Source organism: Jannaschia sp. M317, assembly GCF_025141175.1.
Taxonomy (GTDB): Bacteria; Pseudomonadota; Alphaproteobacteria; order Rhodobacterales; family Rhodobacteraceae; genus Jannaschia.
The window spans coordinates 2,210,301-2,227,018 of record NZ_CP081155.1; the positions used below are offsets into that span (position 1 = coordinate 2,210,301).

18 protein-coding genes are annotated in these 16,718 nt (G+C 64.6%); 6 read left to right on the plus strand and 12 right to left on the minus strand.

Translation table 11 applies throughout. The features are described 5' to 3' along the window. Positions 1 to 19: 19 nt before the first annotated feature. Positions 20 to 907 carry a DMT family transporter gene (locus tag K3551_RS11315; protein ID WP_259913266.1) on the plus strand — a complete coding sequence of 296 codons (888 nt, stop codon included), beginning with the start codon at positions 20 to 22 and terminating at the stop codon, positions 905 to 907. A 15-nt stretch (positions 908 to 922) separates the two neighbouring features. Here K3551_RS11315 and K3551_RS11320 read toward each other — a convergent pair whose 3' ends face one another. The 10 genes from K3551_RS11320 to K3551_RS11365 all read right to left on the minus strand — a co-directional run bounded on the left by K3551_RS11320 (position 923) and on the right by K3551_RS11365 (position 9,976). Further along, the gene (locus tag K3551_RS11320) at positions 923 to 1,282 is read right to left on the minus strand and encodes a hypothetical protein (protein WP_259913267.1); all 360 of its coding nucleotides are present in this window, start codon (positions 1,280 to 1,282) and stop codon (positions 923 to 925) included. A gap of 226 nt (positions 1,283 to 1,508) precedes the next feature. Continuing rightward, positions 1,509 to 3,698 (minus strand): 3-hydroxyacyl-CoA dehydrogenase NAD-binding domain-containing protein, encoded by a 2,190-nt coding sequence (locus tag K3551_RS11325; protein ID WP_259913268.1) that lies wholly within the window; start codon positions 3,696 to 3,698, stop codon positions 1,509 to 1,511. Between the two features lie 47 nt (positions 3,699 to 3,745). Continuing rightward, positions 3,746 to 4,201, minus strand: a complete 456-nt coding sequence (locus K3551_RS11330) for a hypothetical protein (RefSeq protein ID WP_259913270.1) — start codon at positions 4,199 to 4,201, stop codon at positions 3,746 to 3,748. Beyond that, entirely contained in the window at positions 4,198 to 4,686 is a 489-nt protein-coding gene (locus tag K3551_RS11335; RefSeq protein ID WP_259913271.1) for a hypothetical protein, read from the minus strand. Before K3551_RS11335 ends, K3551_RS11330 begins: the two co-directional genes overlap by 4 nt. After that, complete coding sequence (locus K3551_RS11340) at positions 4,686 to 5,897, minus strand: acetyl-CoA C-acetyltransferase (protein ID WP_259913272.1); 1,212 nt, start codon at positions 5,895 to 5,897, stop codon at positions 4,686 to 4,688. Before K3551_RS11340 ends, K3551_RS11335 begins: the two co-directional genes overlap by 1 nt. A gap of 10 nt (positions 5,898 to 5,907) precedes the next feature. Then, positions 5,908 to 6,543 carry a glutathione S-transferase family protein gene (locus K3551_RS11345; protein ID WP_259913274.1) on the minus strand — a complete coding sequence of 212 codons (636 nt, stop codon included), beginning with the start codon at positions 6,541 to 6,543 and terminating at the stop codon, positions 5,908 to 5,910. 297 nt (positions 6,544 to 6,840) lie between these two features. Next, the gene (locus tag K3551_RS11350) at positions 6,841 to 7,068 is read right to left on the minus strand and encodes a hypothetical protein (protein ID WP_259913276.1); all 228 of its coding nucleotides are present in this window, start codon (positions 7,066 to 7,068) and stop codon (positions 6,841 to 6,843) included. A 42-nt stretch (positions 7,069 to 7,110) separates the two neighbouring features. Next, positions 7,111 to 8,886 carry an acyl-CoA dehydrogenase C-terminal domain-containing protein gene (locus K3551_RS11355; RefSeq protein ID WP_259913277.1) on the minus strand — a complete coding sequence of 592 codons (1,776 nt, stop codon included), beginning with the start codon at positions 8,884 to 8,886 and terminating at the stop codon, positions 7,111 to 7,113. Between the two features lie 46 nt (positions 8,887 to 8,932). After that, complete coding sequence (locus tag K3551_RS11360; RefSeq protein WP_259913278.1) at positions 8,933 to 9,328, minus strand: MerR family DNA-binding transcriptional regulator; 396 nt, start codon at positions 9,326 to 9,328, stop codon at positions 8,933 to 8,935. Between the two features lie 270 nt (positions 9,329 to 9,598). Then, on the minus strand, positions 9,599 to 9,976 hold the full coding sequence (locus K3551_RS11365) for a MerR family DNA-binding transcriptional regulator (RefSeq protein WP_259913279.1): 378 nt from the start codon (positions 9,974 to 9,976) through the stop codon (positions 9,599 to 9,601). A gap of 93 nt (positions 9,977 to 10,069) precedes the next feature. On the opposite strand from K3551_RS11365, the gene K3551_RS11370 reads away from it, so the two are divergent. Genes K3551_RS11370 through K3551_RS11380 form a run of 3 tightly spaced genes read left to right on the plus strand, consistent with a single transcriptional unit; the run spans position 10,070 to position 12,320 of the window. Then, positions 10,070 to 10,510 carry a PaaI family thioesterase gene (locus K3551_RS11370; RefSeq protein ID WP_259913280.1) on the plus strand — a complete coding sequence of 147 codons (441 nt, stop codon included), beginning with the start codon at positions 10,070 to 10,072 and terminating at the stop codon, positions 10,508 to 10,510. Beyond that, positions 10,507 to 11,010, plus strand: a complete 504-nt coding sequence (locus K3551_RS11375; protein WP_259913282.1) for a PaaI family thioesterase — start codon at positions 10,507 to 10,509, stop codon at positions 11,008 to 11,010. Before K3551_RS11370 ends, K3551_RS11375 begins: the two co-directional genes overlap by 4 nt. Then, complete coding sequence (locus K3551_RS11380) at positions 11,007 to 12,320, plus strand: MATE family efflux transporter (RefSeq protein WP_259913283.1); 1,314 nt, start codon at positions 11,007 to 11,009, stop codon at positions 12,318 to 12,320. Before K3551_RS11375 ends, K3551_RS11380 begins: the two co-directional genes overlap by 4 nt. A 76-nt stretch (positions 12,321 to 12,396) precedes the next feature. Here K3551_RS11380 and K3551_RS11385 read toward each other — a convergent pair whose 3' ends face one another. Continuing rightward, positions 12,397 to 13,437, minus strand: coding sequence for a quinone-dependent dihydroorotate dehydrogenase (locus tag K3551_RS11385; protein WP_259913285.1), 1,041 nt, complete (start codon positions 13,435 to 13,437; stop codon positions 12,397 to 12,399). After that, entirely contained in the window at positions 13,434 to 13,769 is a 336-nt protein-coding gene (locus K3551_RS11390; protein WP_259913286.1) for a DUF952 domain-containing protein, read from the minus strand. Before K3551_RS11390 ends, K3551_RS11385 begins: the two co-directional genes overlap by 4 nt. A 117-nt stretch (positions 13,770 to 13,886) precedes the next feature. On the opposite strand from K3551_RS11390, the gene K3551_RS11395 reads away from it, so the two are divergent. Continuing rightward, a complete protein-coding gene (locus K3551_RS11395; protein WP_259913287.1) occupies positions 13,887 to 15,461 on the plus strand; it encodes a bifunctional UDP-sugar hydrolase/5'-nucleotidase in 1,575 nt (524 codons plus the stop codon). A gap of 154 nt (positions 15,462 to 15,615) precedes the next feature. After that, positions 15,616 to 16,716 carry a histidine kinase dimerization/phosphoacceptor domain -containing protein gene (locus tag K3551_RS11400; protein WP_259913288.1) on the plus strand — a complete coding sequence of 367 codons (1,101 nt, stop codon included), beginning with the start codon at positions 15,616 to 15,618 and terminating at the stop codon, positions 16,714 to 16,716. Positions 16,717 to 16,718 lie beyond the last annotated feature (2 nt).

Sequence of the window (16,718 nt, forward strand, 5' to 3'; positions counted from 1 at the left end):
GACCTGGAGGACAAGAGCAATGGACAACCGACCGGCCTTTGCCGCGCTGCATATACTGGCCGCCATGGCGGTGCTTGGGTTCGTCGACCAATACGTCAAACTGCTCGCGCAGGAGACGAGCCTTTGGTCGTTCCACATCCTGCGCACCATCATGATCTGGGCAATCGTGGGTGCCTGGCTGCTGGTGACCGGTCGTCGCCTGCGGGTGCGCAACTGGCGCGGACTGATCGGGCGGTCGGCTTCCATGTCGACGGCAATGATCATCTATTTCGGCGCGCTTGGGTTTTTGCCGGTCGCACAGGTGGCGGCGGGTCTGTTTACCGCGCCGATCTGGGTTCTGGTGTTTTCCGTGGCGTTCTTCGGACTGCGCATCGGGCCGATCCGGGTTCTGGCGGTCGCAATGGGGTTCGCGGGCGTCGTTCTCGTGCTGTCGCCGGACCCGGCCACGGTTTCACCATTCGTGTTCCTGCCCGCGCTGGCCGGCGCCTTCTATGCGCTGGCGGTTATCGCGACGCGGGAATGGTGCGCGGGCGAGGGGGCCGTGGAACTGGCGTTGGGGATCTTTACCTTCATGGGCCTTTGGGGTGTCGGCGGGGTGCTGGTGATGGGGCATGGCACCGATTACCTGACCCTGGGTTGGGTATCGCCCACACCATTGGTCCTGGGCCTGAGCCTGTTGCAGGCGGTCGGCAGCCTGCTGGGCGTGGTCCTGTTGACGCGCGGCTACCAACTGGCCGAGGCTTCGCTGGTGTCGGTGTTCGAATATTCGCTGCTGCTCTTCTCAGCCGTCTTTGGCTGGCTTATCTGGGGCGACATGCTGGGGCCGCTGGGTTTTGCGGGTCTGGCGTTGATCGCCTGCGCGGGCAGCCTGATCGCCCTGAGGGGGGAGCGGCGGGCGGCGGCGTGATCCGCCGCCCGTGCCTTACCGCAACGTCCAGGTCTGCTGGGACGAGGTGCCGCGCTTTTCCTGCATGACGACGACATTGCCGCGAATATAGAGCAGCTTGCAGTCCCTCTCGAACTCCAATCCGTCGATCCGGGTGCGATGGCACAGGGCACCTTCGTTCCAGACCCATCCGCCGCTGATCCGCGATCGGTCGCGTTGGCCGCCGATCCCACCGTTTCCGGCAAAGATCAGCGTGCCGCCAAAGTCGTCCACCAGCGTTCGGTCCGCCACGAATTGCCGGAACGCCCGTTCCGAAGAGATCCGCGTGAAATCAAGGGCCTGAGCAGCCCCTGTGCTGGCGATGATGGCCGCAAGGGCCAAGGCTAGAGGTTTCATTTCCCGTTCCCATTCTTTTGGGGGGCTTCACCGATGATCTTGCCGGTGGATTGGGGCGGGTCTGTGAAACAGTCGGGATCGTTTTGCGAAACGATCACGGCAAAAGTGGATAGGGGCGCGTTAAGGTTAACGCGCCCCTGGTGACGCTGCCTGGCATTCTTCTCGGCGAAAATACTCCACGGGGGTGTGGGGGTGTGAAACCCCCACTCCGCCCGTGCGGCCGGGTTCAGGCGGCGCGGGCCTGATCGCTGCCGTAGAAACTGCGCCCGTCTTCGGCCATCTGCCGCAGCAGATCGGGCGTGGCGAACCGGTCGCCGTGGGTCGCGGAGAGCGTGTCGCAGGTCTCCGTCGCCCAGGCCGCGCCCACGATGTCCAGCCAGCTGAACGGGCCGCCCGACCAGGGCATGAAGCCCCAGCCCAGGATCGCGCCCACGTCGCCTTCGCGGATGTCTTCCAGCACGCCTTCCTCCAGCGCGCGCACGGCCTCCAAGACCTGGGCCAGGATCATGCGGTTCTGGACCTCGTGCAGCTCCGGCTGTTGCTCGGCCAGGGGATAGCGGGCACCCAATTCGGACCAGAGACCCTGACGCTTGCCCTTGGCATCATAGTCGTAGAAGCCCGCACCCCCCTTGCGGCCCAGACGGCCCGCGTCGGCAAAGGCGAACAGCACATCGTCAACCGCGCCATCGGGATAGGCATCGCCCATCGCCGCCCGCGTCGCCTTGGCGATCTTGACGCCCAGGTCGATAGAGGTCTCGTCCACCAATTGCAGCGGGCCCAGTGGCATTCCCAGCAGCTTGGCGGCGTTTTCGATCAGGGTCGGATTGACCCCCTCGGCCACCATGCGGATGCCTTCGTTGATGTAGGGGATAATGCAGCGGTTGGCGTAGAAGAACCGCGCATCGTTGACGACGATCGGCGTTTTGCGGATCTGGCGCACGTAATCCAGCGCCTTGGCCACCGCGCGGTCGCCGGTCTGCTTGCCTTTGATGATCTCGACCAGCAGCATCTTGTCGACGGGGCTGAAGAAGTGGATGCCGATGAACTGCTCGGGCCGCGCGCTGGCGCGGGCCAGATCTGTGATGGGCAAGGTAGAGGTGTTGGTGGCGAAAATCGTATTCTCGCCCACCACGGCCTCGATCTTTTGCGTCATCTCGGCCTTGACGCCCACGTCCTCGAAGACCGCCTCGACGATCAGGTCGCAGTCCTTGAGCGCATTCAGATCGGTGGTCGCCGTGATGCGGCCCAGCACCTCGGCCTTCTTCTCCTCGGTGACCTTCTTGCGGGCCATGCCCTTGTCCAGAATGCCTTCGGAATAGGATTTGCCCTTGTCGGCGGCGGCTTGTTCGCGGTCGATCAACACCACTTCGATGCCCGCATTGGCAGAAACATAGGCGATGCCCGCGCCCATCATGCCTGCGCCGATCACGCCGACCTTGCTGACCTTTTCATCGGCGACATCCGGGCGGTTGGCCCCCTTTTCCAACGCCTCCTTGTTGATGAAGAGCGAGCGGATCATCGCCTCGGACGAGGGGTTCATCAGGACGTGGGTGAACCAGCGTGCCTCGATCTTGAGCGCGGTGTCAAAGGGCACCATGGCCCCTTCGTAGACCGACGACAGCAGCGCCTTGGCCGCCGGATAGACGCCCTGCGTCTTGCCGTTGACCATGGCCGATGCGCCCACGAAGGTCATGAAACCCGCCGGGTGATAGGGCGCACCGCCGGGCATCTTGTACCCCTTGGCGTCCCAGGGTTTGACGAGGTCGGCGTCCTTGGCGGACAGAACCCAGGCGCGGGCGTCGGCCATCGGATCGGCGCTGACCTCATCGATCAGGCCCGCGGCCTTGGCTTTTCTCGGATCGCTCAGCTTGCCCTCCAGCAGGAAGGGAGAGGCGGCCATCGCGCCCATCTTGCGCGCCAGGCGGGTCGTGCCGCCCATGCCGGGGAAGATGCCGACCAAAATTTCGGGCAGGCCGATCTTGGCCTTCGGGTTGTCAGCGGCAAAGATGCGGTGGCAGGCCAGCGGGATCTCGAACCCGATGCCCAACGCGGTGCCCGGCAGGACACAGGCGACAGGCTTGCCACCCTTCAGCGTCTTGGGGTCCATGCCCGCACGCTCGATCCTGCGCAGGATGCCGTGGGACTTCATCAGACCTTCCATCAGACCTGCCGCCGGATCATCGCCGGACATCGCCTTCATCTTGGCGATGACGTTCAGATCCATGCCGCCCGCGAAAGTGTCCTTGCCCGAGGTGATGATGACGCCCTTCACGGCCTCGTCGGCCAGCGCCTGCGTCACGCAGGCATCCAACTCGTCCCAGCCTTCCAGGCTGAGCACGTTCATCGATTTGTTTTTGACGTCCCATGTGATCGTGGCGATGCCATCAGCGTCGGTAGAAAGGGTAAAGTCGGTCATCGGAATCTCCGTGTATGTCGGGGGCGGGCGTTGGGGCCGCGCGGGTATCAGGTGTCGATGGACGCGCGCGGTTCGCTCAGGTCCGGATGCAAGAGGTTGATTTTCGTCGGGTCCACTTCGGTCAGAATGCCGATGCCCCGCCAGAGGTGGTCCTGGATTTCCAGCGTCATGCGCCCTTGGTACGGCGGCACCAGATAGGTTCCGCCGTTCAGCACGAATGTCATGTGCCGACCGATGATCCGTGACGGAGAGGCCACGTCGAATTCCGCCGACAGACAGACCCGGTGATAGGCGCTGGCCCCCATATCCAGAAGCCGCTGCTTGGCCAGGCGCGACGTTTCGGCCAATTCTTCGGGCGCGCGCACGATCTGTTGGCGGTCGCTGTAGATCATCGTGTGCGGGTAATGCATCATCTGCGCGACACGGTCGTGATCCTCGGACCACATCGCTTCGGACACGGTGTCCAGATGCCGCTGATAGATGTCCCTGGCGCTTTGGCTCATTGGTCTTTCCTTGTTGTCGGCGGCCCGCCGCGCAGGTCATCCTCGGACAGTTGTTCCCACCCATGTGACGGACTGATGACCCCGGCATCCGCGTTGCGGACATAGGCCCGCAGCCCGGCGCACAGCCAGCGACCGTTCACCCGTTCCAGGGCCATGTCGGCCTCGTAGGGCGGAATGACGTAGGTGCCACCACGCAGCACATAGGTCCGGTGCCGGCCCACAATCCGATCCGGATTGAGGGGGTCGAATTCCGCCGCCAGGCAGAGCCGGTGATACCCCTGCGCGCCCAGCCTCTCGAGGCTATCGCGCTGCGATCTGAGCGACAGGATCATCTGTTCGGCGTTCTCGACCTGCACACCCTTGTCGTTGGTCTCCATCCGGCTGGGGAACAGTAGATGGCGGCAGACACCCTCATAATCGCGCGCCCACAGAAGGTTTGTCACCTCGTCCAGGTTCGTCTGATAGATGTCGGCCGCCGTGGTCATCAGACCCGCTCGATGATGGTGGCGGCCCCCATGCCTGAGGCGACGCACAACGTGGCCAGACCGGTTTCCTTGTCCGACCGCTCCAACTCGTCCAGGAGGGTGCCGATGATGATGGCCCCCGAGGCACCCAGCGGATGGCCCATCGCGATGGCCCCGCCGTTCACGTTGAGTTTCGAGTGATCCACGTCGAAGGCCTGCATGAAACGCAGCACGACCGACGAGAACGCTTCGTTCACCTCGAACAGGTCGATGTCGCCGATAGCCATGCCGTTGTCGGCCAGGATCTTTTCCGTGACGGGCACCGGACCGGTCAGCATGATGGTCGGATCGGTCCCGATCTTGGCGGTGGCGCGGATGCGGGCGCGGGGTGTCAGACCCCATTTCTCGCCGAACGCCTTGCTGCCGATCAGCACACCTGCCGCACCGTCCACGATGCCCGACGAATTGCCGGCGGTGTGGATGTGGTTGATGTGGCCGAGGTGCGGATACTTCATCAGCGCGACCTTGTCGAAACCGGGCATGACCTCACCCATGGCCTGGAACGCGGGGTTCAGCGCGCCCAGCGACTGCATGTCTGTGCCGGGGCGGATGTATTCGTCGTGGTCCAGGATCGGCAGGCCGTTGATGTCACGCACAGTGATGATCGACCCGTCGAAGCGCTTCGCCTCCCAGGCGGCGAGGGCGCGTTTCTGGCTTTCGACGGCAAAGGCATCGGCATCGTCGCGGCTAAATCCGTATTCGGTTGCGATGATGTCGGCGCTGATGCCTTGGGGCACGAAATAGCTGTTCATCGCGATCGAGGGATCGACCGCAACGGCGGCTCCGTCCGAGCCCATGGGAACACGGCTCATCATTTCGACACCGCCGGCGATATAGCCGTCGCCGGCCCCGCCGCGCACCTGGTTGGCGGCCAGGTTCACCGCCTCCATTCCGCTCGCGCAGAAGCGGTTGATCGACAGGCCGGGGATGCGTTCATCCAGGTCCGAGGCCAGAACGGCGGTCCGCGCCAGGCAGCCGCCCTGTTCCATGACCTGCGTGGCATTGCCCCAGATCACATCCTCGACGGCGTGGCCTTCGAACCCGCTGCGCGCCTTCAGAGCGTCCAGAACCTGCGCCGACAGCCGCGCGGCGGTCACTTCGTGCAGGCTGCCATCCTTGCGGCCCTTGCCGCGCGGGGTGCGGATGGCGTCGTAGATATAGGCGTCGGTCATCGGGGTCTCCTCACAGCCCGCGGTCGGAGGGCCGACCGGGCATTAGATCATAGGGATGTTTCCAGCCGGGCAGGGCGGCGATGCGATCCAGCCAGGCGTCTATATGGGGCCAGTCGGCGCGGTCGAAGCCGAAGGGTTCGGGGTAAAAAAGATAGCCGCAGCACGAGAGGTCGGCGTTGGTCAGACCATCGCCCACGATCCAGTCGCGCCCCTCCAGATGACGGTCGAGCGTCTCGTAAGCGGCCTTCAGGCGGCCACGCGCAAAGGCGATGACCTCGGCCGGCCGCTTGTCCTCGGGCAGGAAGTTCATCAGGAACCGGGTCATCCCGGCCTGCGAGCTGAGCTTGTGATTGTCCCACAAGACCCAACGCAGTACTTCGTATCGATCGGGCCCCTGGCCACCGAATTTTCCGGTCCTGTCGGTGATCCATTGCTGAATGGCACCCGATTGGCTGAGCCGGGTGTCGCCGTCGACCAGTACCGGGGCCTCGCCCATCGCGTTCTCGGCGCGCCATTGGGGTGTGCGGGCCTGGCCACCAAAGAAATCGACGAAGACCGGTTCCCAATCCAGCCCGGACAATTCCAGCGCCAGCGCGGCCTTGTAGCTGTTCCCGCTCTCTCCGAAGCAGTGAAGCTTGATGGTCATGTGCCGCGTCCTCCCTGACGTACGGTGCCTGTTGCTACGATCGGAGCGGGGGTTTCACACCCCCGCACCCCCGTAGTGTATTTTCGCCGAGAAGAAGACCGGGGCCTCTTCCGCGTTAGTGGCGCGTTAACCTTAACGTGCCATGAAGATCTCGCGGCACAGGCTGGAGAGCCGTCGGCCGTCCGAGGAGAAGCCGTCTGGTTTCTCTCCGGCCCCCTCAAGTACCTTGCACGACCTGGTGACAGGGGGCCGGTTTTCTTCTCGGCGAAAATACTCCCGCCGGAGGCTCCCGTCCGGTCAACCTGCCGTGTCCTTCGCCTCTCTTTTTGCCAACATGTCTTTATGCAGCCGCAAGCGATGCGGCAGGTTTTCGCGGTGGGTGACGCTGTCGAAGTTCTCGAACAGGAACGACAGCGCCTCGCCCTCGCTCAGACCGGCCTCCTCCGCGAAGCTTCGCAAGCGGCGGTATCCGGGTTCGGACATCTGCGCGGGGAAGCGGCGGGTGAGGCGTTGAGGTCTGGGCATGGGCTCTCCTTCGTAGGGCGGCGTTCACGCCGCCCTCCGGTTTCAGAAGGCGGTGGAGTCGAGGGCCATGACGACCTCCGGTCCGGTCTGGATACGGGCCAGGTGCATCGACGTGGCTGGCAGTTGCCGGGCCATGTAGTAGCGCCCGGTCGCGATCTTTGCCTCAAGGAAGTCGCGGTCTGCACCGTCTTCCTTCAGTTTTTCCATCGCGGCCTTGGCCATCTTGCCCCACATCAGGCCCAGGACCACATGCCCCATCATGTGCATGAAGTCGTAGGACCCCGACAGCGCGGCGTTCGGGTTTTTCATCCCGTTCCGCATGAAGTACATGCCCGCCGCCTGCAGATCCTTGGACGCGGCCTTGAGCGGCTCGACGAAGCCCTTCATCGCCTCGTCGTCCTTATGCTCGGCGCAGAAGCCCTTGATCAGATCGAAAAAGGCCATGACATGCTTGCCGCCGTCCTGGGCCAGCTTGCGCCCGACCAGGTCCAGCGCCTGCACGCCGTTGGCGCCTTCGTAGATCATGGCGATGCGGGCGTCGCGGACGAATTGGGACATGCCCCATTCCTCGATGAAACCGTGGCCGCCATAGACCTGCTGGGCGTTGGTGGCCATCTCATAACCCTTGTCGGTCAGAAAGCCCTTGAGCACGGGGGTCAGCAGCGAAACCAGCCCCTCGGCGTCCTTGTCGTGCATCCGCATGTCGCGGTCGATCATCGTCGCGCCCCAGTAGGTAAAGGCGCGGGCCCCTTCGACGAAGCTTTTCTGCTCCATCAGGTTGCGGCGGATGTCCGGGTGCACGATCAGCGGGTCGGCCGGGCCGTCAGGATTCTTGACGCCGGTGACGTCGCGCCCCTGCAGCCGGTCGACGGCATAGGCAAGCGCGTTCTGATAGGCGATCTCTGCCTGGGCATAGCCCTGCAAGCCGACGCCCAGACGCGCCTCGTTCATCATCGTGAACATGGCCCGCATGCCCTTGTGCAGGTCGCCCAACAGCCAGCCGGTGGCCCCGTCATAGTTCATGACACAGGTGGAATTGCCGTGGATGCCCATCTTTTCTTCGATCTTGCCGACCGAGACACCGTTGCGGGCACCAAGGTTGCCGTCGTCATCGACCATGATCTTGGGCACGATGAACAGCGACACGCCCTTGATGCCTGCGGGGGCATCCGGGGTCTTGGCCAGGACCAGGTGGACGATGTTCTCGGCCATGTCGTGATCACCGGCGGAGATAAAGATCTTCTGTCCCGTGATCTGATAGGATCCGTCATCTTGCGGCACGGCCTTGGTGCGCATCATGCCCAGATCGGTGCCGGCGTGTGGCTCCGTCAGGTTCATGGTGCCGGTCCACTCGCAGGAGTTCATCTTGGGCAGCCACTTGGCCTTTTGCGCATCGGTGCCGTGGGCCGCGATGGCCGACGCGGCGCCGTGGGTCAGGCCGTAGTACATGTTGAAGGCCATGTTGGCCGCCGACAGCACTTCGCCCACGATGGTGTAGCTGATGTAGGGCAGGCCCTGGCCGCCGTATTCCTCGGCTGCGTCCAGCGCGGTCCAGCCGCCATCGCGGAGCTGATCGAAGGCGTCCTTGAACCCGTCGGGCGTGCGCACGACACCGTTTTCCAGGGCGCAGCCCTGCTGATCGCCGACCGCGTTCAGCGGGTGAATGACTTCGGTGGCCAGGGTGCCCACGGCGTCCAGGATGGCGCCGGTAAAGTCGCGATCCATGTCAGCATAGCCCGGAACGTCCTGCTCCGAGATCTTGAGCAGATCGTGCAGAACGAACTGCATGTCCTTGGTGGGGGCGGTGTAGCTGGGCATTCCTGTCCTCCTGTCAGGTCGAACCCCTGAGGGTCCGTCGTATGTCTTAGCCGGCCTTGCGGGGCTGCATCTGGGCGAGCATCTTTTCGCCCCAGCGCAGCTGTTCCTCCAGGTCGGCGATGGCGGTGTTGAGCTCGTCCCGCTGGGCCACCATCTGGGCCAGGCGAGCACGGCCCACGTCGTAGGTGCGGGCGAACTGGGTGAACTGTCCGTCGCCCAGATCGTAGAGATCGAGAAGCTGCCGGATTTCTTCCAGCGAGAAGCCGAAGCGCTTGCCGCGCAGGATCAGCTTCAGCCGGGCGCGGTCACGGCGCGTGAACAGACGTTTCTGTCCCTGGCGCTGCGGAAACAGCAGCTCCTTTGCCTCGTAAAAGCGAAGCGTGCGGGGGGTGACGTCATAGGCGTCGCACATTTCACGGATCGTCATCAAAGCGTCGGACATTCCCAGGTCATCCTCGAATAGGGTCGCAGTTCGGTGGTGCCGAGATGCAAACCTGAAACCGCTGATACAAGACTGGGTGACGTTTACGTAACTCGGACGTTACGTCAAATCAAAGTTTACGTAACTTCCCATCGCGTCAATCGGGTTTCGCGACATTTTGTGACCTTGCGGAACCCGCCATTGGCGCGCGGATTTTAACAAAAGTTAGGCCATTGAAGACGGTTTGGACGCGCTCAGCGCGGCGATTCGCAGTGAGGCGCGGGCCTTCCCTCAGGACGCGCCCTTGAGATCCGCCTTGACTTTGTCGCGCAGCACGGAAAGCTCCGCGATGGCGGCTTCGAGGTGGCGCTGGCGTTCGGCCAGCTCTTCCAGCTGACCGTCGGCCAGCTTGATCCAGGCTTCCATCTGCATGCGGCCTTCGGGGTCCGCATCGTAAAGCTCCAGCCATTGACGGATTTCTTCGAGGGAAAAGCCGAACTTGCGGCCCCGCATGATCAGTGTCATCCGCGCCACCTCGCGCGGGTGATAGAACCGCGACCTGCCGTCGCGCTCGGGAAACAGCAATTCGATGTATTCGTAGTGGCGCAGCGTGCGGGGCGTCACGTCGAACCGCGCGCACATCTCTTTGAAAGTCAGCTTGTCCGGCATTGATCCCCCCTGCGAGGGGTCAGATTGGCATGGGTTTCCGATCCTGTCCATCAAGGGCTTGCCGGGGTGCCGGGCCTGCGGCAAGGGTAATCCATGACCAATGACAGCATTCAGGACGCCCGTGCCCGCGCCGCGCGTCAGTTCATCTCCGCCTTGCCCCATTGCCGGGCACTGGGCATGGAATTGCAGGACATCGCCGAAGGCATGGCGGCCATTTCGCTGCCCTGGTCCCCTGATCTGGTGGGCGAGCCATCGACCGGTGTGATCCATGGCGGTGCCGTGTCGACCCTGATGGATACCTGCGGCGGGGCGGCGGTGCTGTCGCATCCCGCATCGCCCATTTCCACGGCGACGATGGACCTTCGGATCGATTACATGCGTGCCGCGCGTCCCAACCAGACGATCACGGCACGGGCCACCTGCCATCACGTGACCCGCTCTGTGGCCTTTGTGCGGGCGGAGGCGTTTGACGAAGACGGCGAAGGGCCGGTAGCCGTCGCCAACGGCGCGTTCACCGTGAGTTTTCCGAAATGAAGCGCCCCGAACCCATTCAGGTCGTCAAGCAGCGCCGCGATGCAGCCTTGGCGGCCTTGGTCGAGGGCGTTCCCTATATCCGCTTTCTGGGCATCACCTTCGACCGGCGCGGCGATGAGCTGACGGGTGTGCTGCACTACGATGACAAACTGATCGGCAATCCAATCCTGCCGGCGCTGCACGGCGGCGTCACGGCGGCTTTTCTGGAGGTGACGGCGATCGTCACGCTAAGCTGGGCCATGCTTTGGGACGACCTGGAGGAAGGGCGCCTGGATGTCGCAACCCTGTCGCATGAAACCTTGCCGCGTTTGCCCAAGACGATCGATTTCAGCGTCGATTACCTGCGATCCGGCCTGCCGCGCGACGCCTATGCACGGGCGCGTATCAACCGGTCCGGTCGGCGCTATGCCTCGGTGCACGTCGAGGGGTGGCAGGACAATCGCGACAAGCTGTTCGCCCAGGCAACCGGTCATTTCCTGATGCCCCGGCGCGAGGGGTGAACGCGACCCCGGACCTGACCCACCGGCGCATTCTCAAGATCGCCGTGCCGGTCGTCCTGTCCAACGCGACGGTGCCGATCCTGGGGGCAGTGGACACCGGCGTCGTCGGACAGCTGGGCGAGGCCGCGCCGATCGGGGCGGTGGCGGTCGGGGCGATCATACTCACCTCGGTCTATTGGATCTTTGGCTTTCTGCGCATGGGGACGACGGGCCTTGCGGCGCAGGCACTGGGCGCGTCCGATCACGCCGAACTGGTCGCCCTGCTGATGCGGGCATTGTTGATCGCAGGCGCGGCGGGTCTGGTCCTGATCCTGGGGCAAGGGGCGATCTTTACGGCGGGTTTCGCCCTGTCCCCGGCAGAGCCCTTGGTCGAAGACCTGGCGCGCGACTACATGTCGATCCGCATCTGGTCGGCACCGGCGGCGATTGCGGTCTATGGCATCACCGGGTGGCTGATCGCACAGGAACGGACCGGCGCGGTTCTGGCCGTGCAGCTGGCGATGAACGGGGTCAATATCCTGCTGGACCTTTGGTTCGTTCTGGGCCTCGATTGGGGGGTGACCGGCGTGGCCTGGGCCACGTTCCTGGCGGAATGGTCGGGCGCGGCGCTTGGCCTGTGGTTCTGCCGCGCGGCGTTTCGGGGCGGCGCCTGGCGCGATCGGGCACGGGTCTTCGACGGCGGGCGGCTGCGGCGGATGGCTTCGGTCAATGGCGACATCCTGATCCGGTCAGTCCTGTTGCAGGCGACCTTTGTGACCTTCGTGTTCTGGGGCGCGGATTTCGGGACCGAGACCCTGGCCGCAAATCAGGTCTTGCTGCAATTCGTCTATATCACCGCCTACGCGCTGGATGGTTTTGCCTTTGCGGCAGAGGCGCTGATCGGGCGGTATTTCGGCGCGGGCGACCGGGCGCGGTTGCGGCGGGCGGTTCTGATGACCGGGGGCTGGGGCGTAGGGACCTCGGCGCTGGTGGCCCTTGGATATGCGCTGGCGGGCGGCTGGGGGATTGCGGTGATGGCGGTGGATCCGGGCGTGCGGGCGGCGGCGTCGGCCTATCTGCCCTGGGCGGTGCTGGCCCCGCTCCTGGGGGTCTGGCCGTTCATGCTGGACGGCGTATTCATCGGGGCCACCAGAACGCGGGACATGCGCAACATGATGGTGCTGAGCTTTGTCGCCTATGTCGCGGCCTTGCTGGTGCTGGTGCCCTGGCTGGGGAACCACGGGCTCTGGGCGGCGCTGATGGTGTCCTTTGCGGTGCGCGGGATCACGCTGGCCGCGCGCTATCCGGCGCTGGAACGGGCGGCGGCCTGAAGCCCGCCCTACGGCTGACGATCGTGAGGGTAGGGCGGGCTTCAGGCCGCCCTGGTTTCCGGGCCGTGCGCAGGGCTCAAAGCCAGCGGTCCCGGTCGGTGCCTACGGCCTCGGCGACATTGGTGAACCCGTCGCGGGCAAGCAGGCGGTCAAGGCCGGTGGCCACGGTCGCGGGCAGGGTGATGCCTTCGAACACGAGCGCGGTATACAGCTGCACGGCAGAGGCACCGGCGCGGATCTTGGCATAGGCCTGATCGGCGGTCGCCACGCCGCCCACGCCGATCAACGGCTTGTCCGTCAGGGTCGAAAGACGGGCAAGGACACGCGTCGATGTCTCGAACAAGGGGGCGCCGGACAGGCCGCCCGCCTCTGTCGCATGGGGCGACGACAGGCCCGTCCGGTTCAGCGTCGTATTGGTCGCGATGATGGCATCGACGTCCCTGGCCACGGTGGCGATGTCGGCCAGTTCCGCGTCGGTCAGGTCCGGTGCGATTTTCAGAAAGACGGGAATGCGACGGGGCAGGGCGTCGCGGGCCGCGATGACGCCGGACAACAGCGCCGAAAGCGCCTCGGCACCCTGCAGATCGCGCAGACGTTCGGTGTTCGGGCTGCTGACGTTGACGGTCGCAAAATCCACATGCGCGCCGCAGGTGGTCAGGACGCTGGCAAAATCCAGTGCCTTGTCGGCGCTGTCCTTGTTGGCCCCGAGGTTCAGGCCGATGACGGTGCCCTTGGGGCGCGCGGCCAGACGGGCGGCGATGGCCTCTGCGCCCTCGTTGTTGAAACCGAAACGGTTGATCGCCGCGCGGTCCTGCGTCAGGCGGAACAGGCGTGGTTTGGGGTTTCCGGGTTGCGGGCGGGGGGTGGCGGCCCCGACCTCCAGAAAGCCGAAGGCGCATCCCGCCAGGCCCGTCAGCGCGGTTGCATTCTTGTCGAATCCGGCCGCCAGCCCCACCGGGTTTGGCAGATCCAGCCCCGCCACCGTCGTGGCCAGGCGCGGCGACGTCAGCGGCCCGCCCTTGGGCCCGAGACCCAGGCGCAGCGCCTGGATCGCCAGACCATGCGCCCGTTCCGGGTCGACCCGGTGCAGCGCAGACAATGCCAACCGGTCGATCATGCCATGCCCGCCGGAAATTGATGCGCCCCATCCACCAGCGGCAGCGGTTGCGCCCAGGCCACCTGATCGAGGCGCAGCGGCGCGTAAAGGTGCGGGAACTCGGCCCCGCCACGGGACACTTCCCACCGCAGGTTGTCGGCCACGGCGGCATCGTCGACGCCGATCAGCCACAGCCCCTCGACGTCGGCGAAATGTCTGGCCGCGGTTTCGGCCACCTGCCCGGCAGTGGAGAAATGAATATAGCCGTCGGCCAGGTCAATCGGCGCGCCCTGGGTGGTACCATCGGCGCGCAGCGCCTGCCATTCGGGCGTTCTGAAAAGCTTGTAGATCATGGCTCCGCCCTCTGCCGTCTGCATCTCGCCGCGTCAAGTTGGCCGGGACGTCATATGCCTTTGACAGTGGCGTGAGACCTGCGCACCATCGCGTCATCCAACTAGGGGGTTTTACCAATGAACCGACTTCTCACGGCAACGGCCGCACTTGCGCTGACGACCGGGATGGCATCTGCGGATGGCCACGCGGCCTATACGCTGCACGTCCTGCATATCAACGACCTGCACAGCCGGATCGAGCCGGTCAGCAAGTACGACGGCACCTGCGGTGCCGAGGACGACGCGGCGGGCGAATGTTTCGGTGGCGTGGCGCGGATCAAGACCTTCATCGATGGCAAGCGCGCAGAACTGGCGGGAGAGAACGTCATCGTGCTGGACGCGGGCGACCAGTTCCAGGGCTCGCTGATGTACACGACCTACAAGGGCGACGTGGAAGCCGAGATGATGAACGCCATCGGCTTCGACGCCATGGCCGTGGGCAACCACGAATTCGACGACGGCCCGGCGCAGCTTGCCGAATTCGTGGACGAGGTGGATGTGCCGCTCGTCTCCGGCAACCTGGACCTGAGCCAGTCGAACCTGCTGAACGGCAAGATCGAGGATCACCTGATTCTCGAGATCGGCGGCGAGAAGATCGGCATCGTGTCTGCGCTGGCGACCGACACGGTCGAAACCTCCAGCCCCGGCCCGAACGTCATCTTTCAGGACGAAATCGACAGCCTGCAAGCTGACGTCGATGCCCTGACAGAGATGGGCGTGACCAAGATCATCGCCCTGACCCATGTCGGCCTGCCTGCGGACAAGCGCATCGCCGAAGGGACGACCGGTCTGGACGCCATCGTGGGCGGTCACAGCCACACCAAGTTCTCGAACTCCGAAGAGGGGGCCGAGGCCTATCCGACCGAGGTGAACGGCGTGCCGATCGTGCAGGCCTATGCCTATTCCAAATACGTGGGTCACCTGACCCTGGCGTTCGACGGCGAGGGCAATGTCATCGACGCCTCCGGCGACACCTATCTGCTGGACGCCTCGGTCACCCCGGACGAGGGCATCGCCGCCCGCGTGGCCGAACTGGCCGGTCCCATCGAAGAGCTGAAGTCCACCGTCATCGGTGAGGCGACCGACGTCATCGAAGGGTCGCGCGACGTCTGCCGCGCCGTGGAATGTGCCATGGGCAACCTGGTGGCCGACGCCATGCTGGACCGCGTCAAGGACCAGGGCGTGACCATCGCGATCCAGAACGGCGGCGGTCTGCGTGCGTCCATCGACGGGGGCGAGATCACCATGGGCGAAGTTCTGACGGTCCTGCCGTTCCAGAACACCTTGGCGACCTTCAGCGCGACGGGCCAGGACATGATCGACGCGTTGGAAAACGGCGTGGGCCAGGTCGAGGACGGTGCAGGCCGCTTCCCGCAGGTTGCTGGCATGTCGTTCGCCTTTGATCTGTCGGCCGAACCGGGCAGCCGTGTCAGCGACGTCATGGTCGGCGGCGCGCCCATCGACCCGGCGGCGACCTATCAGGTGGTGACCAACAACTATGTCCGCAACGGCGGCGACGGCTATGGCATGTTCGCCGACGCCGCCGATGCCTATGACTTCGGTCCGGGTCTCGAAGTGGTGGTGGCCGACTACATCGCCGAACTGGGGGGCACCTACACGCCCTATACCGACGGGCGCATCGCTCTGAAATGATGTGTTCTGCCACCTAGGCAGGCGGTTCCGTTCTTAGAAAATGACAATGCCGGGTGGAAACATCCGGCATTGTCGTGCATCTGCTTTGCGTGCCGTGGCGGACGGCACCAATCGAGGACAGGCGCATGCGAATTGCACCCCTGCACGGCGCGCGATGATCGCGCCGCAACCCCAGAACCAGACGGCCCGGATTGAAGCGATCGAACGGTTCCAGCTGGGCGCGAACGCGCACTCCGAAAAGATGGATTCGTTGGTCGAGCTTGCAGCACAGATCACTGATTGCCCCATCGCGCTGGTCTCGATCGTGCACGAACAGGATCAGAGGTTCGAGGCGGTCTGCGGATTGGACATCGACGGGACGCGCCTCGAATCCTCGATCTGTTCGCACGCCATCCTGCAAGAAGAGTTGCTGGAGATCCCCGATTGTCGTCTGGACATGCGGACGCGGGACAACCCCCTGGTCACCAACGCAGAAGACCCGCTGGTCTTTTACGCGGGGGCGCAGATCGCCACGCCAGAGGGGATCACGCTGGGCACGCTGTGCGTGCTGGACCGCAAACCGCGGCGGCTGGGTGATCATCAACGTCGGGCGCTGCGCATCCTTGCGAAGCAGGCGATGCATCTGCTCGAACTCCATGACGCGATGCGCGTCGCCGACAGCTTGCGGCGCGAGGCGGATCACCGGGTCAAGAATTCGCTCAGCTCCATCTCGGCGGTTGCCCGGATGAGCGCGGCGCTGGCCGATAGTGACGAGGTGCGCGCGGCGCTGGAACAGGTGCATACCCGCATCGAAGCAACCGCCCGCCTGCACGGAGAACTGTATCGTCAGGACATGGGCGAGCACGATATCGAGGTGTCCGACTATCTGGACAGGGTCATGGGGCATCTATTCGAAATCGCCGCGCCGGATGTCGATGTGTCCTTTGCCTTTGAACCCGTCCGTCTGCCCAGCCAATCGGCGGCGGCCCTAGGGTTGTTGGTCAACGAAATGGTCAGCAACGCCTTCAAGCACGGCTTCCCCGAGGGGACGGCCGGGCGAGTGTCCGTCACGGGCAAACGGATTGGCCGCGACCGCTATGCGCTGGCGTGCGAAGACGACGGCGTGGGGGCCGCGGCGGCACCCAGCACCTCTGGCCTGGGGGGGCGGCTGATGGCGGCCTCGGCGCGGCAATTGGATGGTGAGGTGGAAACCGGGCCGGGCCCAGGCGGTCGGGGATACGTCGCGCAGGTTGTGCTGACCCTGCCCGGGGCCTGATC